The 16,809-nt window shown below is 61.8% G+C and carries 14 protein-coding genes; 6 read left to right on the top strand and 8 right to left on the bottom strand.

What is annotated here, in order from left to right; genetic code table 11:
- Positions 1 to 79: 79 nt before the first annotated feature.
- Positions 80 to 2,176: an acetate--CoA ligase family protein gene (locus tag QZ650_RS08130; protein WP_292521707.1), complete on the bottom strand. Its 2,097-nt coding sequence runs from the start codon at positions 2,174 to 2,176 to the stop codon at positions 80 to 82.
- 246 nt (positions 2,177 to 2,422) lie between these two features.
- Between QZ650_RS08130 and QZ650_RS08135 the strand changes: the two genes are divergently transcribed.
- The 4 genes from QZ650_RS08135 to QZ650_RS08150 are packed head-to-tail and all read left to right on the top strand — an operon-like array spanning position 2,423 to position 5,850.
- Positions 2,423 to 3,577, top strand: a complete 1,155-nt coding sequence (locus tag QZ650_RS08135; protein WP_292521708.1) for an iron ABC transporter substrate-binding protein — start codon at positions 2,423 to 2,425, stop codon at positions 3,575 to 3,577.
- A 25-nt stretch (positions 3,578 to 3,602) separates the two neighbouring features.
- Positions 3,603 to 4,715, top strand: a complete 1,113-nt coding sequence (locus tag QZ650_RS08140; RefSeq protein ID WP_292521711.1) for an iron ABC transporter permease — start codon at positions 3,603 to 3,605, stop codon at positions 4,713 to 4,715.
- The gene (locus tag QZ650_RS08145; protein WP_292521713.1) at positions 4,712 to 5,488 is read left to right on the top strand and encodes an ABC transporter ATP-binding protein; all 777 of its coding nucleotides are present in this window, start codon (positions 4,712 to 4,714) and stop codon (positions 5,486 to 5,488) included. The genes QZ650_RS08140 and QZ650_RS08145 overlap by 4 nt, the downstream gene beginning before the upstream one ends.
- A gap of 29 nt (positions 5,489 to 5,517) precedes the next feature.
- Positions 5,518 to 5,850 (top strand): DUF1622 domain-containing protein, encoded by a 333-nt coding sequence (locus tag QZ650_RS08150; RefSeq protein WP_292521715.1) that lies wholly within the window; start codon positions 5,518 to 5,520, stop codon positions 5,848 to 5,850.
- A gap of 355 nt (positions 5,851 to 6,205) precedes the next feature.
- On the opposite strand, the gene QZ650_RS08155 is transcribed toward QZ650_RS08150, so the two are convergent.
- From QZ650_RS08155 to udg, 4 genes are all read right to left on the bottom strand, one after another.
- On the bottom strand, positions 6,206 to 6,811 hold the full coding sequence (locus tag QZ650_RS08155; protein WP_292521717.1) for a hypothetical protein: 606 nt from the start codon (positions 6,809 to 6,811) through the stop codon (positions 6,206 to 6,208).
- A gap of 15 nt (positions 6,812 to 6,826) precedes the next feature.
- Positions 6,827 to 7,024, bottom strand: a complete 198-nt coding sequence (locus QZ650_RS08160) for a hypothetical protein (RefSeq protein WP_292521719.1) — start codon at positions 7,022 to 7,024, stop codon at positions 6,827 to 6,829.
- 554 nt (positions 7,025 to 7,578) lie between these two features.
- The gene (locus tag QZ650_RS08165) at positions 7,579 to 8,010 is read right to left on the bottom strand and encodes an NUDIX domain-containing protein (protein WP_292521721.1); all 432 of its coding nucleotides are present in this window, start codon (positions 8,008 to 8,010) and stop codon (positions 7,579 to 7,581) included.
- Positions 8,011 to 8,016: 6 nt separating this feature from the next.
- Complete coding sequence (gene udg, locus QZ650_RS08170; RefSeq protein ID WP_292521723.1) at positions 8,017 to 8,634, bottom strand: type-4 uracil-DNA glycosylase; 618 nt, start codon at positions 8,632 to 8,634, stop codon at positions 8,017 to 8,019.
- A gap of 474 nt (positions 8,635 to 9,108) precedes the next feature.
- Here udg and lysS point away from each other — a divergent pair, with 474 nt between their 5' ends.
- The gene (gene lysS / locus QZ650_RS08175; RefSeq protein ID WP_292521725.1) at positions 9,109 to 10,635 is read left to right on the top strand and encodes a lysine--tRNA ligase; all 1,527 of its coding nucleotides are present in this window, start codon (positions 9,109 to 9,111) and stop codon (positions 10,633 to 10,635) included.
- A 16-nt stretch (positions 10,636 to 10,651) separates the two neighbouring features.
- Positions 10,652 to 10,846, top strand: a complete 195-nt coding sequence (locus tag QZ650_RS08180) for a YwbE family protein (RefSeq protein WP_292521728.1) — start codon at positions 10,652 to 10,654, stop codon at positions 10,844 to 10,846.
- Positions 10,847 to 10,848: 2 nt separating this feature from the next.
- Here the strand turns inward: QZ650_RS08180 and QZ650_RS08185 are convergent, their stop codons facing one another.
- From QZ650_RS08185 to QZ650_RS08195, 3 genes are all read right to left on the bottom strand, one after another.
- Complete coding sequence (locus QZ650_RS08185) at positions 10,849 to 12,708, bottom strand: HAMP domain-containing sensor histidine kinase (RefSeq protein WP_292521730.1); 1,860 nt, start codon at positions 12,706 to 12,708, stop codon at positions 10,849 to 10,851.
- 227 nt (positions 12,709 to 12,935) lie between these two features.
- Complete coding sequence (locus QZ650_RS08190) at positions 12,936 to 14,822, bottom strand: ATP-binding protein (protein WP_292521732.1); 1,887 nt, start codon at positions 14,820 to 14,822, stop codon at positions 12,936 to 12,938.
- Complete coding sequence (locus tag QZ650_RS08195) at positions 14,819 to 16,711, bottom strand: HAMP domain-containing sensor histidine kinase (protein WP_292521734.1); 1,893 nt, start codon at positions 16,709 to 16,711, stop codon at positions 14,819 to 14,821. The genes QZ650_RS08190 and QZ650_RS08195 overlap by 4 nt, the downstream gene beginning before the upstream one ends.
- Between the last annotated feature and the right edge of the window lie 98 nt (positions 16,712 to 16,809).

The raw sequence follows: 16,809 nt of genomic DNA on the forward strand, positions 1-16,809 counted from the left end.
TCCAAAACCCGTCCCGATATGCCGGAATGCGGAAGAGGGGTATAAAAGGTTTCCGGAAATCCGGCGAACGGGACGGACGTCACCCTTCCCAGCCCGGACACCGTTCGTCGCCGGGCAGACGGGACCGCTCACCCGCCCGTGCGGTCCGGACGGCAAGGATGCTCCCCACCGCCTTGAACGCGTCCTCAAGCTCCTCGAAGTTCGGGATCCGGCAGCCGCGAAGGATATGCAGGCCGCTCCGCATGCTGTCGCCGCCGAGCATGCAGCCCACCACCATCTTCTCGGTGTTCCGGGAGAACCGGACGATCTCGTTTGCGACGTGCGCCGGGTCGACGAGCGTCGTCGGCACGGCGATCACGAACGCAATGTCCCATAACTCCTGGTGCCGGATCAGGACATCAAAGAGTGCAGCGAACCGGGCGGCGTCGGCGTCCCCGATGATATCCATGGGGTTTGCGTGGTTCCAGAACGGCGGGAGGAACGCGTTCAATTCCCGCAGCACGTTATCGGGCAGATCGACCATATCGACCCCGTAGGCCTCGGCATAGTCGGAGGCGAGGACGGCGAACCCTCCCGCACTGGTGACGGCGATCGCCCGCTTCCCCTGCGGGTAACCCTCGGAGGCCAGGAGTTCTGCAAGGTTGAAGGCGTCCCGCAGGCTCCGGGCCGGTATCACCCCGGCCTGGCGGAAGGCCGCAACGTAAACGTCGTAACTCCCGGCAAGCGAGCCGGTATGGGACGACGCCGCGGCCCTGCCCTTCTGCGACGACCCGGACTTGACCGCGACGACCGGCTTATTCCTCGCGACGTCGCCGACGATCTGCATAAACCCCCGTCCGTCCTGGATTTCCTCGACGTAGAGGGTGATCGACCGGGTCATCTCGTCCTGCTCGGCGAACCGGAGGTAGTGCTCAAACCCGAGATCCGCCTGGTTGCCGACGCTGATGACGGTCGAGAACCCGAACTCCTCAGGCAGGCTCCAGTCGACGACGGTGGTGATGATCGCCCCGCTCTGGGAGATGAAGGCGACGTCCCCCGCTCTCGGCGAGACCGGGTCGAACGTGGCGTTGATCCCCATATGAGGCATCATGATCCCGAGGCAGTTCGGGCCGATGATCCGGATGGCGCGCCTTTGTGCGATCGTCGTGACCTCCTCTTCGAGGGCAGCGCCTTCCTCCCCGGTCTCGCGGAACCCGGCGGTGACGATGATGGCGAGCCGGACGCCTTTCTCCCCGCACTCCTCCATCACCCCCGGGACGAGGCGGGCCGGGACGGCGATGACCGCCCAGTCGACCGGGCCCGGGATATCCACGACCGAGGGGTAGGCCTTCCGCCCGAAGAGTTCCGACCTGCTCGGGTTGACCGGGTAGAGGTCCCCGGGAAAGGAGAGAAGGTTTCGCAGGACCGAGTAGCCCACCTTCGCCGGGCTTGCCGACGCCCCGATCACCGCGATGGACTCCGGGTAGAAGAGGTCCGGGGGTGCCGGGACACTGAGACGGGTCTTTTCAGGGCCGGCGGCATCCCCGACGATGATCCGCGCATCGACGACGCTTGCCCCCTGTTCGTAGACGATGACCGGGTTCAGGTCGAACTCCCGGATCCCGGGGTTCTCAACGAACCGGCGGGCCATCAGCCCGATGACCCGGACAAGCGCCTCCTCGTCCTTCGGCGGCTCTCCCCGGTAGCCCCGGATGAGCCGGTAACCCTCGATCTCGCGGACCATCTCCCGGATCTCGTCGTCGCTTACGGGCAGCACCCGGATGGAGACGTCTTGTAGGAGTTCGACGAGTTTCCCGCCGAGGCCGAACGTGATGACCTTCCCAAACGACGGGTCGGTCTTCCCGCCGACGAGGACCTCAAGCCCAGGCGGCATCTCCCGCTCGACGATGATCCCGGTGACCGCCGCCCCCGGGGCGTGGGCCGCAGCGTTCGCCATGATGGTCCGGAAGGCTTCTTCGGCCTCGTCCGGCCCCTCGATCCCGGTGATCACCCCGCCGACATCGCTTTTGTGGACGATATCGGGCGAGATGACCTTCATGACGACGGGGTAGCCTATCCTCCCGGCGGCCGCCCGGGCATCGGCGGCGCTGGTGGCGAGATGATGGGGCGGCACGGGTATCCCGTACGAGTCCAGCAGACGGTAGCCCTCGGATTCGGTTAACATCCTCTCCGGCATGCGCATCCCTCATGGTATGCCGGTCGCCCGGGGTTGCACGGCCGGCTCTTCTGTTTTCGGATTGGCGAGCCCGCTCATAATGGTTCTCCGGCCCTCGCCGGACGGCCCGGCAGGGGCGACTTTTCGAGGATCAGGCCCCGGTTCCGGACCGGCCGGTTGCGAGTATTACGATTCTGAATTAAGTCACATCGGATAGGCAACAATACGATAACTATAATAAACAGTGTTACTACTATTGGTATTTGTATGTCATCGCCCCGTTACCCCGGAACTCTCGCGGCTGTTCTGCTTCTGGCCGCTGCTCTGCTTATCTTCACCGCCGGGTGCACCGGAACCGGGGCCGTCCAGGGCGGCACCGATGAGAGAACCGCGGTCACCGACGGGTTCGGCCGGACCGTCACCGTCCCCTCGCCCCCGGAGAGCGTCGTCTGCTCGGGCCCCGGGTGCCTGCGCTACCTCGTCTACCTGCAGGGCCAGGACCTGGTTGTCGGCGTCGACGATATGGAGAAGAGGGATCAGGCCATGGAAGGCCGACCCTACGCCCTCGCCTACGGTGGACAACTCAAAAGCCTCCCCCTGATCGGCGAGTTCCGGGGCAAGGACGACCCGGAGAAGATCCTCGGGATAGGGCCTGCGGTCATCTTCAAATCCAGCGTAGCCGGGGCGGCTTACGGCACCAGTGCCGCCGAGGCCGACAGGCTCGAGGCAAAGACCGGGATCCCGGTCGTGGCGTTCCCCTCCGGCTCGCTTGCAGACGACGCCGGGAAGGCCGAGATGTATGCCGGGCTCCGCGTGATGGGAGAAGTCATCGGGAAGGAGGACCGGGCGGAGGAGGTGATCGCCTACATCGAGGCGACGATCGCCGACCTTGAGAACCGGACCGGCGACATCCCCGAGGCGGAACGAAAGACGGTCTACGTCGGCGGCGTCTCCTCGGCGGGCGCCCACGGGATCATATCCACCGAGCCCGCCTACCCGCCGTTTGCCTGGGTGCATGCGAAGAACGCCGCGGCAGCCCTCGGCACTGCCCACGCCGACGTCGCAAAAGAGGCGCTTGTCGACGCCGACCCCGAGTACATCTTCATCGACGTCGGCACGACCCAGATGGACGGCGGCGGGGCGATCGGGGAACTGAAGAACGATCCCGCGCTGCAGGGGCTGACCGCCGCAAAGGAAGGGCGGATCTACGGCGTCCTCCCGTACAACTTCTACAGCACAAACTACGAGACCGTGCTCGCCGACGCCTACTTCATCGGCAAGACCCTCTACCCCGACCGGTTCGAGGATATCGACCCCGGGGAGAAAGCAGACGAGATCTACACCTTCTTCGTCGGAGAGCCGGTCTTTGACGAGCACAACAACCAATACCGGAACCTCGGGTTTACGGGGATCCCGCTCTAACCCGGAGCCAGGAGGATACGAGAAGATGCACTTTGCAGACGGGGCCATTCCGGCGGAGTATCTCGGCTACGTGCGGCGCAAAAACCTCTGGATGCTCGGGGGGGTGGTCCTCCTCTTCCTCCTCCTGATCGTATCCATATCGGTCGGTGCGGTCGGCATCCCTCCCTACGAGGTCTTCCTCTCGATCGTGAACGGCATCGCCGACCGGGTCACCGTGCTCCTCCACCCGGAGACCGTCTTTGATATCTCCAGCACTGATCGGATCGTCTGGAACATCCGTCTCCCGCAGGCGCTTGCCGCGATCGTCGCCGGGATCGGACTCTCGGTGGCCGGGGTTGCCATGCAGTCGATCCTCCGTAACCCGATCGGCTCGCCGTTCACCCTCGGCATATCGAACGCCGGCGCGTTCGGCGCGGCCGTCGCGGTCATCCTCCTTGGTGCGGGGGAGATGCAGTCGACGGTCGCCGATGCCGTCACCATACACAACCCCTATCTCACGACGGTCGTGGCGTTCCTCTTCTGCCTCCTCGCCACGATGATCATCCTCCTCATCTCCCGGCTGCGCGGGGCATCCCCGGAGGTGATGGTGCTCGCCGGCGTCGCCCTCTCCTCCCTCTTTACCGCCGGAACGATGGTTCTGCAGTACTTTGCCGACGACACCCAGCTCGCCGCCGTCGTCTTCTGGACGTTCGGTGACGTCGGCCGGGCGGGCTGGCAGGAACTCGGGATCATGGTCCTCGTCGTCCTGGCGGCCACCCTCTACTTCACCGCGAACCGCTGGAACTACAACGCCATCGACGCCGGCGACGAGACGGCAAAAGGGCTCGGTGTCAGCGTCGAGCGGGTCAGGGATGTCGGGATGGTTGTTGCGGCGCTTGTCACCGCCGTCATCGTCTCGTTCCTCGGGGTGATCGGGTTTGTGGGCCTGGTCTGCCCGCACATGACCCGGCGGATCATCGGCGACGACCAGCGCTACCTCATTCCCGGCTCCTGCGTCATGGGCGGGATCCTCCTCCTCGCCTCGGATACCGTCGCCCGGATCGTCATCGCGCCCTACGTCCTCCCGGTCGCCGTGCTGACGGCGTTTCTGGGCGCACCGGTCTTCATCTACCTGCTCTTACGGGGGTACCGGCGATGATCCTCGACGTCGACGGGGTGGCGTTCACCTATCGGAGCGCTCCGGTCATCCACGATGTCACGTTCAGCCTCGCACCCCACCAGGTCCTCGCGATCCTGGGCCCGAACGGCGTCGGGAAGACGACGCTCTTGAAGTGCATGAACACCATCCTGCGCCCGAATGCCGGGTCGGTCCTTGTCGAGGGGACCGACCTTCTTGCGGCCGACCGGATGGAGGTCGCGCGGAAGGTGGGCTACGTCCCGCAACGGTGCGAGGCGGGCCGGATGACGGTCTTTGACGCCGTCCTCCTCGGCCGGCGGCCACATATCGGGTGGGACGTGACGGATAAGGATATCCGGATCGTCGAGGCGGCGCTCCGGATGCTTCACCTCGAAGACCTGACGCTGCGCTACATCGACGAGATGAGCGGGGGGGAACTCCAGAAGGTGAGCATCGCACGAGCCCTCGTGCAGGAGCCGCGGGTGCTCCTCCTCGACGAACCCACAAGCAGCCTCGACCTCAAGAACCAGCTCGAGATCCTCGGGGTCGTCCGGCGCGTTGCGGCGGACCACGACGTCGCCGCGGTGATGACGATGCACGATCTGAACATGGCGCTCCGCTACGCCGACCGGTTCATCCTCTTAAAAGACGGGGTTATCCACGCCGCGGGGGGTCCGGAGGTCGTGACCCCGGAGAGCGTCGCGGCGGTCTACGGCGTCTCGGTTGCGGTCGAGCGCTACAACGGATTCCGGATCGTCGTCCCCCTGGCGCCGGAGAGCCCGGATAACATATAAATCTACTCTCACCGATATGCGCGCCGGGTATGGTGCTTGAGGGGTTCATCGAGAACGTCGAGATCATCCTCGGGACATTCGGAGCGCTCTTCATCGTCTACGGGGCGGTGATCGCGATCGTCGAGCTCCTGGTGCGGGAGACCCGGATCCGGAAGCGGAGTTACCGGGACATCCGGTGGGTGTTCACCACCCGCATCCTGATCGGCCTCGAGTTCTTCGTTGCTGCCGATGTCTTAAAGACGATCCTCGAGCCGACGCTCCAGGACCTGATCATCCTCGGGGCGCTCGTCACCATCAGGACGGTCGTGAGTTACTTCCTCGGGATGGAGGTGCGCGACCTCCCGGAGGATAGGGAACTGTAAAGGGGGATTATGTCTGGACCAACGGACGATTTCCAGCGCACCATGAGAAATGCCAATAGAGCGCCCTGGGAGTCAAAATTCCCCTTTTAAAGGCAGTGAAATCCCCGATGAACACCTACTGTTCGTTAAAGATTTCAATATGGGTCCTGAGGAGTTCGAGAAGCAGTTCCCCGGGAATACGTAACCTGTTTCTTCGAGTTCTTCTCTTGATCTCAGCGCCTGTTCTTCGTGATATCTGTCACAACCTTGAATCTCCTGAAAGATGCGGTACGACCAGTATTCGCAGGATTACCCGTACGAAGAAGAACAATATCAAGAGCGCATACAGGGTTTAACCCCTGAATTGACAAAAGCATTAAATTCCAAGGGCTCGGCATACAATAGTCGCGAGTACACCTCCAATTATACCCCCGACCAATAACCCAATCCCGTGCATTTTAAGAAGATTCTTAATGTGATAGAGATCAAAAGCCTGTACTTTATCCGGATCGCACTTACCTAAAAGATCTAATCCCAATTCGCAGGCTTCCCGATATTTCCTGATGACATTGATGTCATCTTTACCAATCTGCTGCATCTCAAGTCTTCTTGCTTCTATCGCAGATTCTTTAAATCGGTGATGTTTCTCTATAAATTCATACTCAGGCATGTTTGTAGTGAGTTTCCTTTTTAAATCATCCTTGTATATCTGATCAATATTCTTATTAATTAACGCCCAAAGAATCTTGCGGCAATCCAAAACCAGCCTGATCAGGTGGATATATGCCCGATCTAAATTTTGTTGGGCAACAATACCCTCACCACCAGCTTTAGCTGTGAAAGATGCCATTATGTGGCTAAAGATGGCCTCGATCTGTTCCGGCACCTTGTCAGGCTTATCAGCAAGGTATCCCACGAGATCCGAGTATGCCGGTAGAAACTCCTCCGTATACAGACCTAGAAACTCGTCAAAAGAGGCCATTAAAACCAGCAGCCCTCAGCGCAATTCTCTATTTAGGTAATCTTCAACATCATATTCTCTTAATTCGAATACGCAGCCACTATGACAAATAATGGGGCTTTCGCACCGCGTAATTTTCAATTTCCTCCCTAAATTTTTCTCAATTACCTGATCAATTTCGATTGTTGACTTGAAATCCTTGATGTTTACTCCATACTTCTTCTCAAAGTACACGGTTCTCATCTTATTCACCAGTTACAACGGGATTTAACTGCACCCTCGCCCCCATCAGTTACAAGGACTGTTGGCAAACATATGGCCTTCAGATACGCGCACACAGCATGGAGATCTTCACTGCGCGCGTACATTCTATACTATTCATTCATGATATATACAGTAACGGAAAATTATAAATGTGGGTTAGCCCTCACAAATTCCTTGAGACCATCAAGAAAAACCACGTTATCCAAGCGTATCCAAAAGTTCGGTTAATGAGGGCAAGTCTGCTTTGATGAAGATCTCGGAGCCTTTTCTTATCCCAGCAAATTCATCTAATACGGCATCTTCGCCGTTCGGTGTGAGGACGCGCTGACTCGGATCGTCACGCTTGACAATAGACCTGCTATCATCAACTTTCTTGCCATAGCAAGACGATATCTCCGACTTTAAATTTGCATCGAAAGTGATAATCCCTTCTTAAAGGCTCCGTGACATCTTCTCTACTAATTCCTATTGGAAATCTTGACCCGAATAAATCTTTCTTGATGTCTCTCCGGTAAGAACCGGGGTCACCCGCTTTCGCCGCCCTGCAGCGTCTTCAGGTGCTCGTGGGCCCCATTGACGATCCGTTTCGAGTTCCCGAAGGTGATCGCCTGCAGCGCCTCGTCGTGCGGGAGCCATTGATAAGCGATATGCTCGTCCGAGATCGTCACCCTCTCCTCAGGGGTCTCGATCAGGTAGTAGACGACCTCCTTGTAGACCGTGTGCCCCCGGCGCTGGAAGAAGTAGTGGATCTCCTCCCGGAACCCGGGGATGAACGTGGCCCGGGTGATCCCGGTCTCTTCCTCCAGTTCACGGAGCACGGTCTCCTCCTCACTCTCGCCGCGTTTGCCGTGCCCTTTCACGAGATCCCAGTGTCCTGCCCCGTACTGCAGGAGGAGATACTGGAGATCCGTATCCCGCCGGAAGACAACCGCCCCGTATGATCGCTCTTTTGCCATGTCCCTTCAGTCCTGTGTCGCAGATTCTCCGGCCGCCGCGAGTTCGCGCCCGATAACCCGGAAGTCCTCTTCCAGGGCCTCCCGGTACCCAGGGTTGTAGAGCGCGGCAGCGGGGTGGAGGGTGGGGATGAGCCGGACCGGGCGGCCGAAGAGGACCGCGGGGTAGACGGTCCCCCGGATCTCGGTGATCCGGTCGAACTCAACCGGCAGGAGGGAGAGGATGTGCCTGCTCGAGTGCCGGCCCAGCATCACGATCACATTCGGCCCGATGACCCGGATCTGCTCCTCGAGGTAGGGAGTGCAGGCCCGGATCTCCTCGTCCCGGGGGTCGCGGTTCCCGGGCGGCCGGTGCTTCACGATGTTCGCGATGAAGACATCGTCCCGTGAGAGGCCGATACCGGAAAGGAGCCCTTCAAGGAGTTTCCCTGCCCGGCCGACGAACGGCCTCCCGGTGAGGTCTTCCTGCTTGCCCGGCGCTTCGCCGATGAGCATGAGGTCGGCCCGGGGCGACCCGTCCCCGGGGACTGCATGATGGGTGTTCTCCCAGAGGGGGCACTTCCGGCACTCGTTGATGACGGCAGCTAGTCTCTCTATTGCTACCTCTCTCTCCGTCTCCTGCACCATGCCCACACTATTGACGATAAATCGTATAACCTTCTTATGCATTGCGTTTTGCCGCCGGCACCTCTCGCGTGCACCCCGCCGTCCGCATATGCGGGGACGCGGGGGGCCGCTGTCTGACGGCGTATCGCTGATGGGTTCTCAAACTCCCTCGCACCTACCGGTGCTCGAACTCCAGATTCGAAACCCTTTGGGTTTCTCAAGCTCCGGTTCTAACGAACCGTCGCACCCTGCGGCCTGTCGCCAGTCGAAAACGCTTCGTGTTTTCTCGTGCTCCGCTCCTACGGAGTTACCCTCGCACCTGGCGGTGCTCGTGCTCCGCTCCTACGGAAGCTACGCTCCTCAAACATTAAGAGCCCCGGGAGGAAACCATATATAGGATTTATCTGTGAGCGTGCAGCCCGGCCTCCCCGGAGTGGCCGCAAACCCCGGTTCTGGAGATTGCGGGGCTGCAGGACGAATGGAGCGGTTTACACTATGAGCGATATGGATCAACTCTGTTTTGATACGACGAAGATCGATAAACTGCAGGAACTGCGCGAGCGCGGGGTGACGGTCTACCCCTATACGTTTGCGCGGAAGGATACCGTTTCGGAGATCAAGGAGCGGTTCGCCGATATCGGGCACGAGAAGAGCGAGGAAGAGGTCAGCACCGCAGGCCGCATCTACATCGTCCGCCAGCACGGCAAGACGATATTCGCCGATATGGGGGACTCGGGCGGCAGGATACAGTTGTATCTGCGGAAAAACGATCTCGGCGAGGAGCAGTTCGACCTCTTCAAGCAGTACGTCGATGCGGGCGACATCATCGGCGTCGTCGGCCACGTCTTCCGGACGAAGATGGGGGAGATCACGATCTGGGTCGACCGGTTCGAGTTCCTCACGAAATCGGTCTGCCCGCTTCCCGAGAAGTTCCACGGGCTCAAGAACGTCGAGACCCGCTACCGGCAGCGCTACCTCGACCTGATCATGAACGAGGAGAGCCGCGAGACCTTCCGGACGCGGAGCAGGATGATATCGCTTCTCCGGCAGTTCCTCTTTACGCGGGACTACCTGGAGTTCGAGACGCCCACCCTGCAGCCGATCTACGGCGGCGCTAACGCCCGGCCGTTCACCACCCACCACAACGCCCTCGACCAGAAACTCTACCTCCGGATCGCGCCGGAACTCTACCTCAAGCGCCTCGTCGTCGGCGGGTTCGATAAGGTCTTTGAGATCGCGAAGAACTTCAGGAACGAGGACATCGACACCAACCACAACCCCGAATTCTCGATGGTGGAGATCTACGAGGCCTACCGCGACTACAACGACATGATGGACCTGACCGAGGAACTCTTCTCCTACCTCGCACAGGAGGTGCACGGGAAGACCACCTGCTCGTTTGCCGGGCACGATCTCGACTTCTCCCGGCCCTGGCGCCGCCTCACGATGGAGGAGGCGGTCCGTGAGTACGCCGGGGTCGATGTCATGACGATGAGCCTTGAGGAACTCCGCGCGTTCGGTCTTACCCACTGCGTCGAGGGCTGCGAGAGCGCCACGACCCGGGGCGAGTACCTGGCGCTCTTCTTCGAGCACTTCGGCGAGAAGCACCTCATCCAGCCGACGTTCGTCTACGACTTCCCGATCGAGAACTCGCCGCTCGCTAAGAAGCACCGGACAAAGGAAGGCTTTACGGAGCGGTTCGAACTCTTCATCGCCGGGATGGAGATGGCAAACGGCTTCTCGGAGTTAAACGACCCCCTCGACCAGAGAGCCCGGCTCGAACTGCAGGACGCGAAGCGTCGGAAGGGCGACCTTGAGGCGCAGATGATCGATTACGACTTCATCAACGCGCTCGGGTACGGGATGCCGCCGACGGGCGGCGTCGGTATCGGGATCGACCGGCTGGTGATGCTCCTCACCGGCAAGGACTCGATCAAGGAAGTCCTCCTCTTCCCGCAGATGAAGACCGCCGTCCCGGGCCCGAACGGGTCGGAGCCGGAAGAGAAGAGCGGCGAGGAATGACCCCCACTTTTTTGCCATGAACGGACAGCAGAGAGCCGCCATCCGTCCCGGGATGACGGTGGATATCGTGCTCAAACGCGACCAGAAGACCGGCAAGCGCACCCGGGGCGTCGTTGCCGAGATCCTGACAAACTCGTCCTTCCACCCCCACGGGATCAAGGTCCGGCTCCGCGACGGCCAGGTCGGGCGGGTGCAGGAGATCGTCGAGTAACGTCAGGCAGCCCTTTTGAGGGTGAACCGGATGGCGGCCCCCTCCTCCGGCCGGCCGCTGACCCGGTCATCCGCCCGGATCCTCCCGCCGTAACGCTCGATGAGCATCCGGCAGATGTAGAGCCCGAGGCCCCGGCCGCTCTTTGCGCCGTCACCGCCGCTGAAGCGGGCAAAGAGGTGCGGTTTCTGCTCGTCGGGGATCCCCGGACCGTTGTCCTCGACCGAGACCTCGACCTCGTCCCCGTGCTCCTCGACCCGGACGGTGATCCGCCCTCCAGGATCGCTGAACTTCTCCGCGTTCCCGATGAGGTTCGTGAAGACCTCCGGCAGGAGGTCGTCGGCAAGGACACTCGCCGTGGTGCCGGCGTAGGCTATCGGCACGTCCGGGTAATGCTCGATCTCCGCCCGGATGACGGGATCGAGCGCGACCGGCCGAAGGACAGTGGCCTCTTCCTGGATCTGGCGGATGGTGTTGACGTTCCGGATGATCTCGACGCTCTTTCCGAGGCTTTTCTGCACCTTCTCGGTGTAACTCCGCGGCTCCCCCTCAAGTTCCCCCATCAGGAGGTCCGCATACAGGCTCGCGGTGTTGGTGGCGTTCTTGATATCGTGCGTCATGATGTCCAGGTAGAGGTTCGCCCTCCCGGTCGACTCCTGCAGTTCGGCCGTGCGCGCCTCGACCTGCTCTTCCAGGTGCTCGCTGTACTCGCGGATCGTCTCCTCCGACTCCCGGAGCCGGCTTATGGCGGCTTTGAGGCTCGCGACCATCGTGTTGATGCTCCGCTCAAGCCGCATCACCTCGCGGCTTGCCGCGACCCGGATCGTATGGTCGAGATCCCCTCGGGCAATCACGTCGACGTCGTCGATGATCTCCTCAATCGGGCGCGTGAGGCGGCGGGCTACAAGGAAGATGACCGCGCTCGAGAGGACGATCGCGAGGAGTCCAACGGCGGCACGATAGGCAAGCATCTGGTCGAGCTGGCTCTGTATGAGCGCCGTATTGTAGGTTAATTCGACGACGACGCTTGGGTCGGAGGGATAATCCGGGTCTTTGAGGTCGATGAAGAGGTACCGGATCTGCTTTCCGTGCTCCTGCACCTCGTAATCGGTTCGGTCGGGAATGATCGTCCCGGTGATAAGCGCTCGGGTCGCCGGGTCGGGCGGCTCGTCGGTCTCGTTGACGGGGTTTCCAAAGATATCGTAGACGGCGATCGAGTCGAGGTAGGGGTTTAACGTGACGAACTCCTGCGTGCTCTCCTGTGCTCGCAGCCGGTTCCGTTCCTCCACAAGGGCATCCGGCACGAGCCCGAGTTCAAAGAGGTAGCGGTGGTCCGGGGTGGGCATATAGGCGTACTTCCGGACCTGCCCGGTCTCGGGCTCGTACACCACCCGGTCGGGAGAGAACGCATCCCCAAGGCGCATCCGGGTGATCTCGTCGTAGAAGTCCGGGATCTCCTTAAAGTCAAGGCCGAGGTCGGGAGAGTAGGTCGTGTATACGATCACACCGGTCTCGTTGATGACGTAAAGATCCATATCCCCGCCGAGTTCTGTTTTGAGCGCAGCAAGATCCATCTCTGACGGATCCCTGCCTGACCGTTCATACTCCTCAAGAAAGAGCGAAAACCCTCTCTGGAGCCGCAGGTTGAGGGAATCGTCAAAGAGCTTCAGGCCGGTATCCACATCCACGATCGACTCCCGGATGCTCTTCTCGGTGACGCTCTGCAGGGTGTTGAGGTCGGAGGTCATCCGCTCTTCCGCCTGCAGGTAGTCGTAGGCCGAGAGGAGGCCGATGGTCGAGATGACGATGAGGAGGATGGCTACGATGAGGGTATACGCAAAGGGCCACTCTTGCGGAAGAGGCATGCGGTCGCTCGTCATTGGTCACGGAGGTCCAGGAGGGTGGGGCGCGCGGCCGGCCGAACCGTCTCTGCCGCTCGGCCTGGCTACCTGCCCCGGATCGTCTTCACCCCGGGGAACGGGAGGTGCATCTCAACGGCTCTTAGTGGATCTCCTCCCACCTAAACCTTCGCAAAGCCGGGATCCGGGGGAGGGTTGGAGAAAGAAGGAGAGAGAAGGGCAGCGGGCGACCGCTACTCCTCCGGGGCCCTGGGAAGCGAGAAGTGGATGGCAACCCCTTCCTCCGGCCGGCCTTCGACCCGGTCATCCACGCGGATGCTTCCGCCGTAGCGCTCAATGAGCATCCGGCAGATGTAGAGCCCGAGCCCCGCGCCGGCAAGTGACCCTTCTCCCTTCCCGAACCGGCGGAAAGCCCCGTTCTTGTCGGGGATGCCCGGCCCGGTATCCTCGACCGAGACCACGACCTCCTCGCCGCGCTCCTCGACCCGGATGGTGATCTCGACATCCGGTCCGCCGAACTTCACGGCGTTCCCGATGAGGTTCGCGAAGACCTCCGGGAGGAGGTCGTCCGCGAGGACGGTGACCGGCCGGCCCTCGTACCGGATCCGGACCGCAGGATGGTCGGCCACCTCCGCCCGGATCACCCGATCGAGGTCCACCCGGACCGGTGCCGCCCGGGTCTCCCGGGCCCTGCGGAGGGCCGCGACGCGGTTGATTATCTCGGAACTCCGTTCGAGCCGGGAGAGCATCCTTCGTGCCGTCTCCCGCCGCTCGCCCTCGAGCATCTCGACCAGGACCTGGGTGTATCCTATGGCGATGGTGTTTGCGTTGTTGATGTCGTGGACCATGATGTCGAGGTAGAGCGTTGCCGTCTGGTTGGACGCCTCCAGCGCGGCCGTCCGTTCCCGGACCAGGTCCTCAAGATGGGTGCCGTACTGCCGTGACGTCGCCTCCGAGGCGCGGAGGCGCTCGATGTTCTCTTTGAGGGAGTCGACCATCGTCCCGATGCTCTCCGAGAGGCGGGTCAGCTCGGTCTCGGGGGATACCCGGATCCGGTGGTCGAGGTCACCGCGGGCGATGATCTCGACGTCCTCGACGATCTTTCGTATCGGGCGGGTGACCTGCCGTGAGACCGGGACCGCGATGCAGCAGGCGGCAAGACTCGCAAAGACCGCGAGGATGATGTGGCTGAACCGGATGCCGGAGAGCCGGGCATCGAGAGGGGCGGTGCTGTAGGTCAGCTCGACGACACGGCTCGTGTCCGAAGGGGTGTCGGGGGCGGAGAGGTCGACGAGGATGTAGCGGGTGAACCGCCCGGCAGCCGCGTCGGTCAGCGTCCGGTCCTGCTTCTCCTCAAAGACCGCCCGGGCTACGGGGTTGATAGCGGCAGGATCGGCCGGGCTCTCCGACTCGGTCATGTTGACGACCCTCCCGTAACCGTCATAGACCCGGATCCCTTCGAGCGCCGGGTTCAGCCGCATCAGGTCCTCCTTGAGGGTCTGGTACTTCGGGTCGAACCGGTCAACCTCAGCCGCACTGCAGACGAGCCCGAGTTCCAGGACGTAGCGGTGGTCGGGGGAGGGCATGTAGGCGTATTTGCGCAACACTCCGCATGCCGGCTCCGCGACGATCCGGTCTGCCACGAAGGCGTCACCGAGCCGGATCTCCGTTAACCGGCCGTAGAAGTACGGAATCCCCCGAAAGTCCAGACCGAGATCGGGCGGGTAGGTGGTCGCCTCGATGACGCCTGATGCGTTGATGATGTAGATGTCCATCTTCCCGCCGAGTTCCTCCCTGACCCGCGAGAGGTCCATCTTCCCGGGGTCTCTTTTTGCCCGCTCGTACTCCGCAAGGACCGGGCCGAACCCCTCCTCCATCCGGTGATCGAGCGTCTCATCAAAGAGGTTCAGGCCGGCGTCCACAAGGGTTATCGTCTCAACGACGCTCTTCTCCATCTGTTCCCGGAGCAGGGCCTCCTCGGCAATCAGCCTCTGCTCGACCTCCTGGTAGTCCAGGAACGAGATCAGCCCGATCACCGGGAGCGTGATCAGGATCATGACGAGCATGAGGTGTGTGCCAAAGCGGCGGAGTCTCCTGCCGCTGCCTGCCGCCGCCGTCATGGGCTGCCTCCGGATCCAGCCTTTCGGAGCGTGAACCGGATGGCCGCGCCGGACTCTGGAGAGCCCGGTATGCGGTCGTCCGCCCGGATCCTCCCGCCGTAGCGTTCGACGAGCACCCGGCAGATGTAGAGCCCGAGCCCCGTCCCCGCCGCCCGGTGAGGGCCCCGGGTCAGCCGCTCGAAGAGGTGCGGCTTTACCGCATCGGGGATACCGGGGCCGGTATCCTCGATCGAGACCTCCACCTCATCCCCGCGATCCTCGACCCGGACGGTGATCTCGACCGCCGGTCCGCCGAACTTCTTCGCGTTCCCGATGAGGTTCGCAAAGACCTCCGGGAGAAGGTTGTCGGCGAGGACCGTGGCCGTGGTGCCGGCGTAGGTGATCCGGGAATCGGGGGAGTGCTCGATCTCGCGCCGGATGGCCCCGTCAAGGTCGATCGCGAGAAGCGGCTGGACGCATCCCTGGATATGCTGGATGGTGTTGACGTTCCGGACGATCTCAATGCTCTTTGCAAGCCCGATCTTCGCCTTCTGGAGGTACTCGGCCTCAGGCTCCCCTTCAAGGTCGGCAAGAAGCAGTTCCGCGTAGAGGTTTGCCGCGTTGTTTGCGTTGCTGATATCATGCCCCATGATGTCGAGAAAGAGGGTTGTCATCCGGTTCGACTCCTCAAGGTCGGCCGTCCGTTCCCGGACCTGCTCTTCAAGGGTATGGCTGTGCCGGATGATCTCCTTCTCCGATTCCCGGAGCCTCTGCATCGTCTCTTTGAGGGACCCGACCATCGACGATATGCTCTCGCCGAGCTGGACGAACTCCTCGTCCCCGCCGACACGGATCGGGCGGTCCAGGTCGCCGCGGGCGACGGCATCGACGTCCTCGACGAGGGTGCGTATCGGCCGCGTCAGGGAGTGGGCGGCGAGAACCGAGAGGGAACCGATGCAGAGGATCGCGATAAGGAGGACGTTCATGTGCTGGCCGAGCATCCCGGCCAGTTTCGTTTCCGCAACCGTTGTGCTGTAGGTCAACTCGACGACCAGGCTCATATCCGAGGGGGAACTGCTGTCCGCCATATCGACGAAGATGTACCGGACGAGTTCGTCTGCGGTAGCGTTCTCCACCTCAAGCGTCGTCTTCTCCCGGTAGGCTTGCCGGACCATCTCCAGCCGGCGGTCGTCGTCGGGACGCGCCTCGCCGGAGATCCGGGTGCCCAGGCAGTCGAAGATCCGGATCTCCCGGATCGCCGGGTCCAGGTTCACCAGTTTCCGGACCGCATCCCCGTACTTCAGCGCCGTGCGGTCCTCCTGGAACCCGGACTCCGCAAGACCGAGCTCGAAGACGTAACGGTGGTCGGGGGAGGGCATGTAGGCGTACTTCCGGAGTTTTCCGGTGGAGATCTCCGTGACAACCCGGTCCGCCACGAAGGCATCGCCGAGCCGGATCTCCGTTAACCGGTCGTAGAAGTACGGAATCCCCCGGAAATCCAGACCGAGATCGGGCGGGTAGGTGGTCTCCTCGATGACGCCTGATGCGTTGATGATGTAGATCTCCATCTCCCCGCCGAGTTCCTCCCTGACCCGGGAGAGGTCCATCTTCCCGGGATCTCTTCTGGCCCGCTCATACTCCGCAAGGACCGGGCCGAACCCCCCCTCCATCCGGCGGTCGAGGGTGTTATCGAAGAGGTTCAGGCCCGTATCCACCAGGGTCATCGAGAGGACGATCCCCGTTTCGGTCTGGTCCTGGAACTCGTCCGCGTTCTCTTCAAGTTCCCGGGCGGTCCCCACATAATCGACGACCGAGATCAGGCAGACGACGGGAGCCGTCGCGAGGAGGATTGCGAGCAGCAGATAGACGCTGAGCGGGAGCGCCGGCCACCTCACCCCCTCTCCCGCCATCAGATCCTCCCTCCGCTCCTCATTGTCCGATCGCCTGAACCAGAATAGTCTGAACAGAGAAGTACACCTTCAGGTATTTAGCATAACCGATTTTTTCT

Source organism: Methanoculleus sp., assembly GCF_020696975.1.
In the GTDB taxonomy this organism is placed as follows: domain Archaea; phylum Halobacteriota; class Methanomicrobia; order Methanomicrobiales; family Methanoculleaceae; genus Methanoculleus.

Excerpts from the sequence above, each read along its gene's own strand:
- QZ650_RS08150 (WP_292521715.1), top strand. The coding sequence starts at position 5,518 with ATGGTGCTTGAGGGGTTCATCGAGAACGTCGAGATCATCCTCGGGACA.
- QZ650_RS08180 (WP_292521728.1), top strand. The coding sequence starts at position 10,652 with ATGAACGGACAGCAGAGAGCCGCCATCCGTCCCGGGATGACGGTGGAT.
- QZ650_RS08130 (WP_292521707.1), bottom strand. The coding sequence starts at position 2,176 with ATGCCGGAGAGGATGTTAACCGAATCCGAGGGCTACCGTCTGCTGGAC.
- QZ650_RS08140 (WP_292521711.1), top strand. The coding sequence starts at position 3,603 with ATGCACTTTGCAGACGGGGCCATTCCGGCGGAGTATCTCGGCTACGTG.
- QZ650_RS08135 (WP_292521708.1), top strand. The coding sequence starts at position 2,423 with ATGTCATCGCCCCGTTACCCCGGAACTCTCGCGGCTGTTCTGCTTCTG.
- QZ650_RS08185 (WP_292521730.1), bottom strand. The coding sequence starts at position 12,708 with ATGCCTCTTCCGCAAGAGTGGCCCTTTGCGTATACCCTCATCGTAGCC.
- QZ650_RS08145 (WP_292521713.1), top strand. The coding sequence starts at position 4,712 with ATGATCCTCGACGTCGACGGGGTGGCGTTCACCTATCGGAGCGCTCCG.
- udg (WP_292521723.1), bottom strand. The coding sequence starts at position 8,634 with ATGGTGCAGGAGACGGAGAGAGAGGTAGCAATAGAGAGACTAGCTGCC.
- lysS (WP_292521725.1), top strand. The coding sequence starts at position 9,109 with ATGAGCGATATGGATCAACTCTGTTTTGATACGACGAAGATCGATAAA.
- QZ650_RS08165 (WP_292521721.1), bottom strand. The coding sequence starts at position 8,010 with ATGGCAAAAGAGCGATCATACGGGGCGGTTGTCTTCCGGCGGGATACG.
- QZ650_RS08190 (WP_292521732.1), bottom strand. The coding sequence starts at position 14,822 with ATGACGGCGGCGGCAGGCAGCGGCAGGAGACTCCGCCGCTTTGGCACA.
- QZ650_RS08195 (WP_292521734.1), bottom strand. The coding sequence starts at position 16,711 with ATGGCGGGAGAGGGGGTGAGGTGGCCGGCGCTCCCGCTCAGCGTCTAT.
- QZ650_RS08155 (WP_292521717.1), bottom strand. The coding sequence starts at position 6,811 with ATGGCCTCTTTTGACGAGTTTCTAGGTCTGTATACGGAGGAGTTTCTA.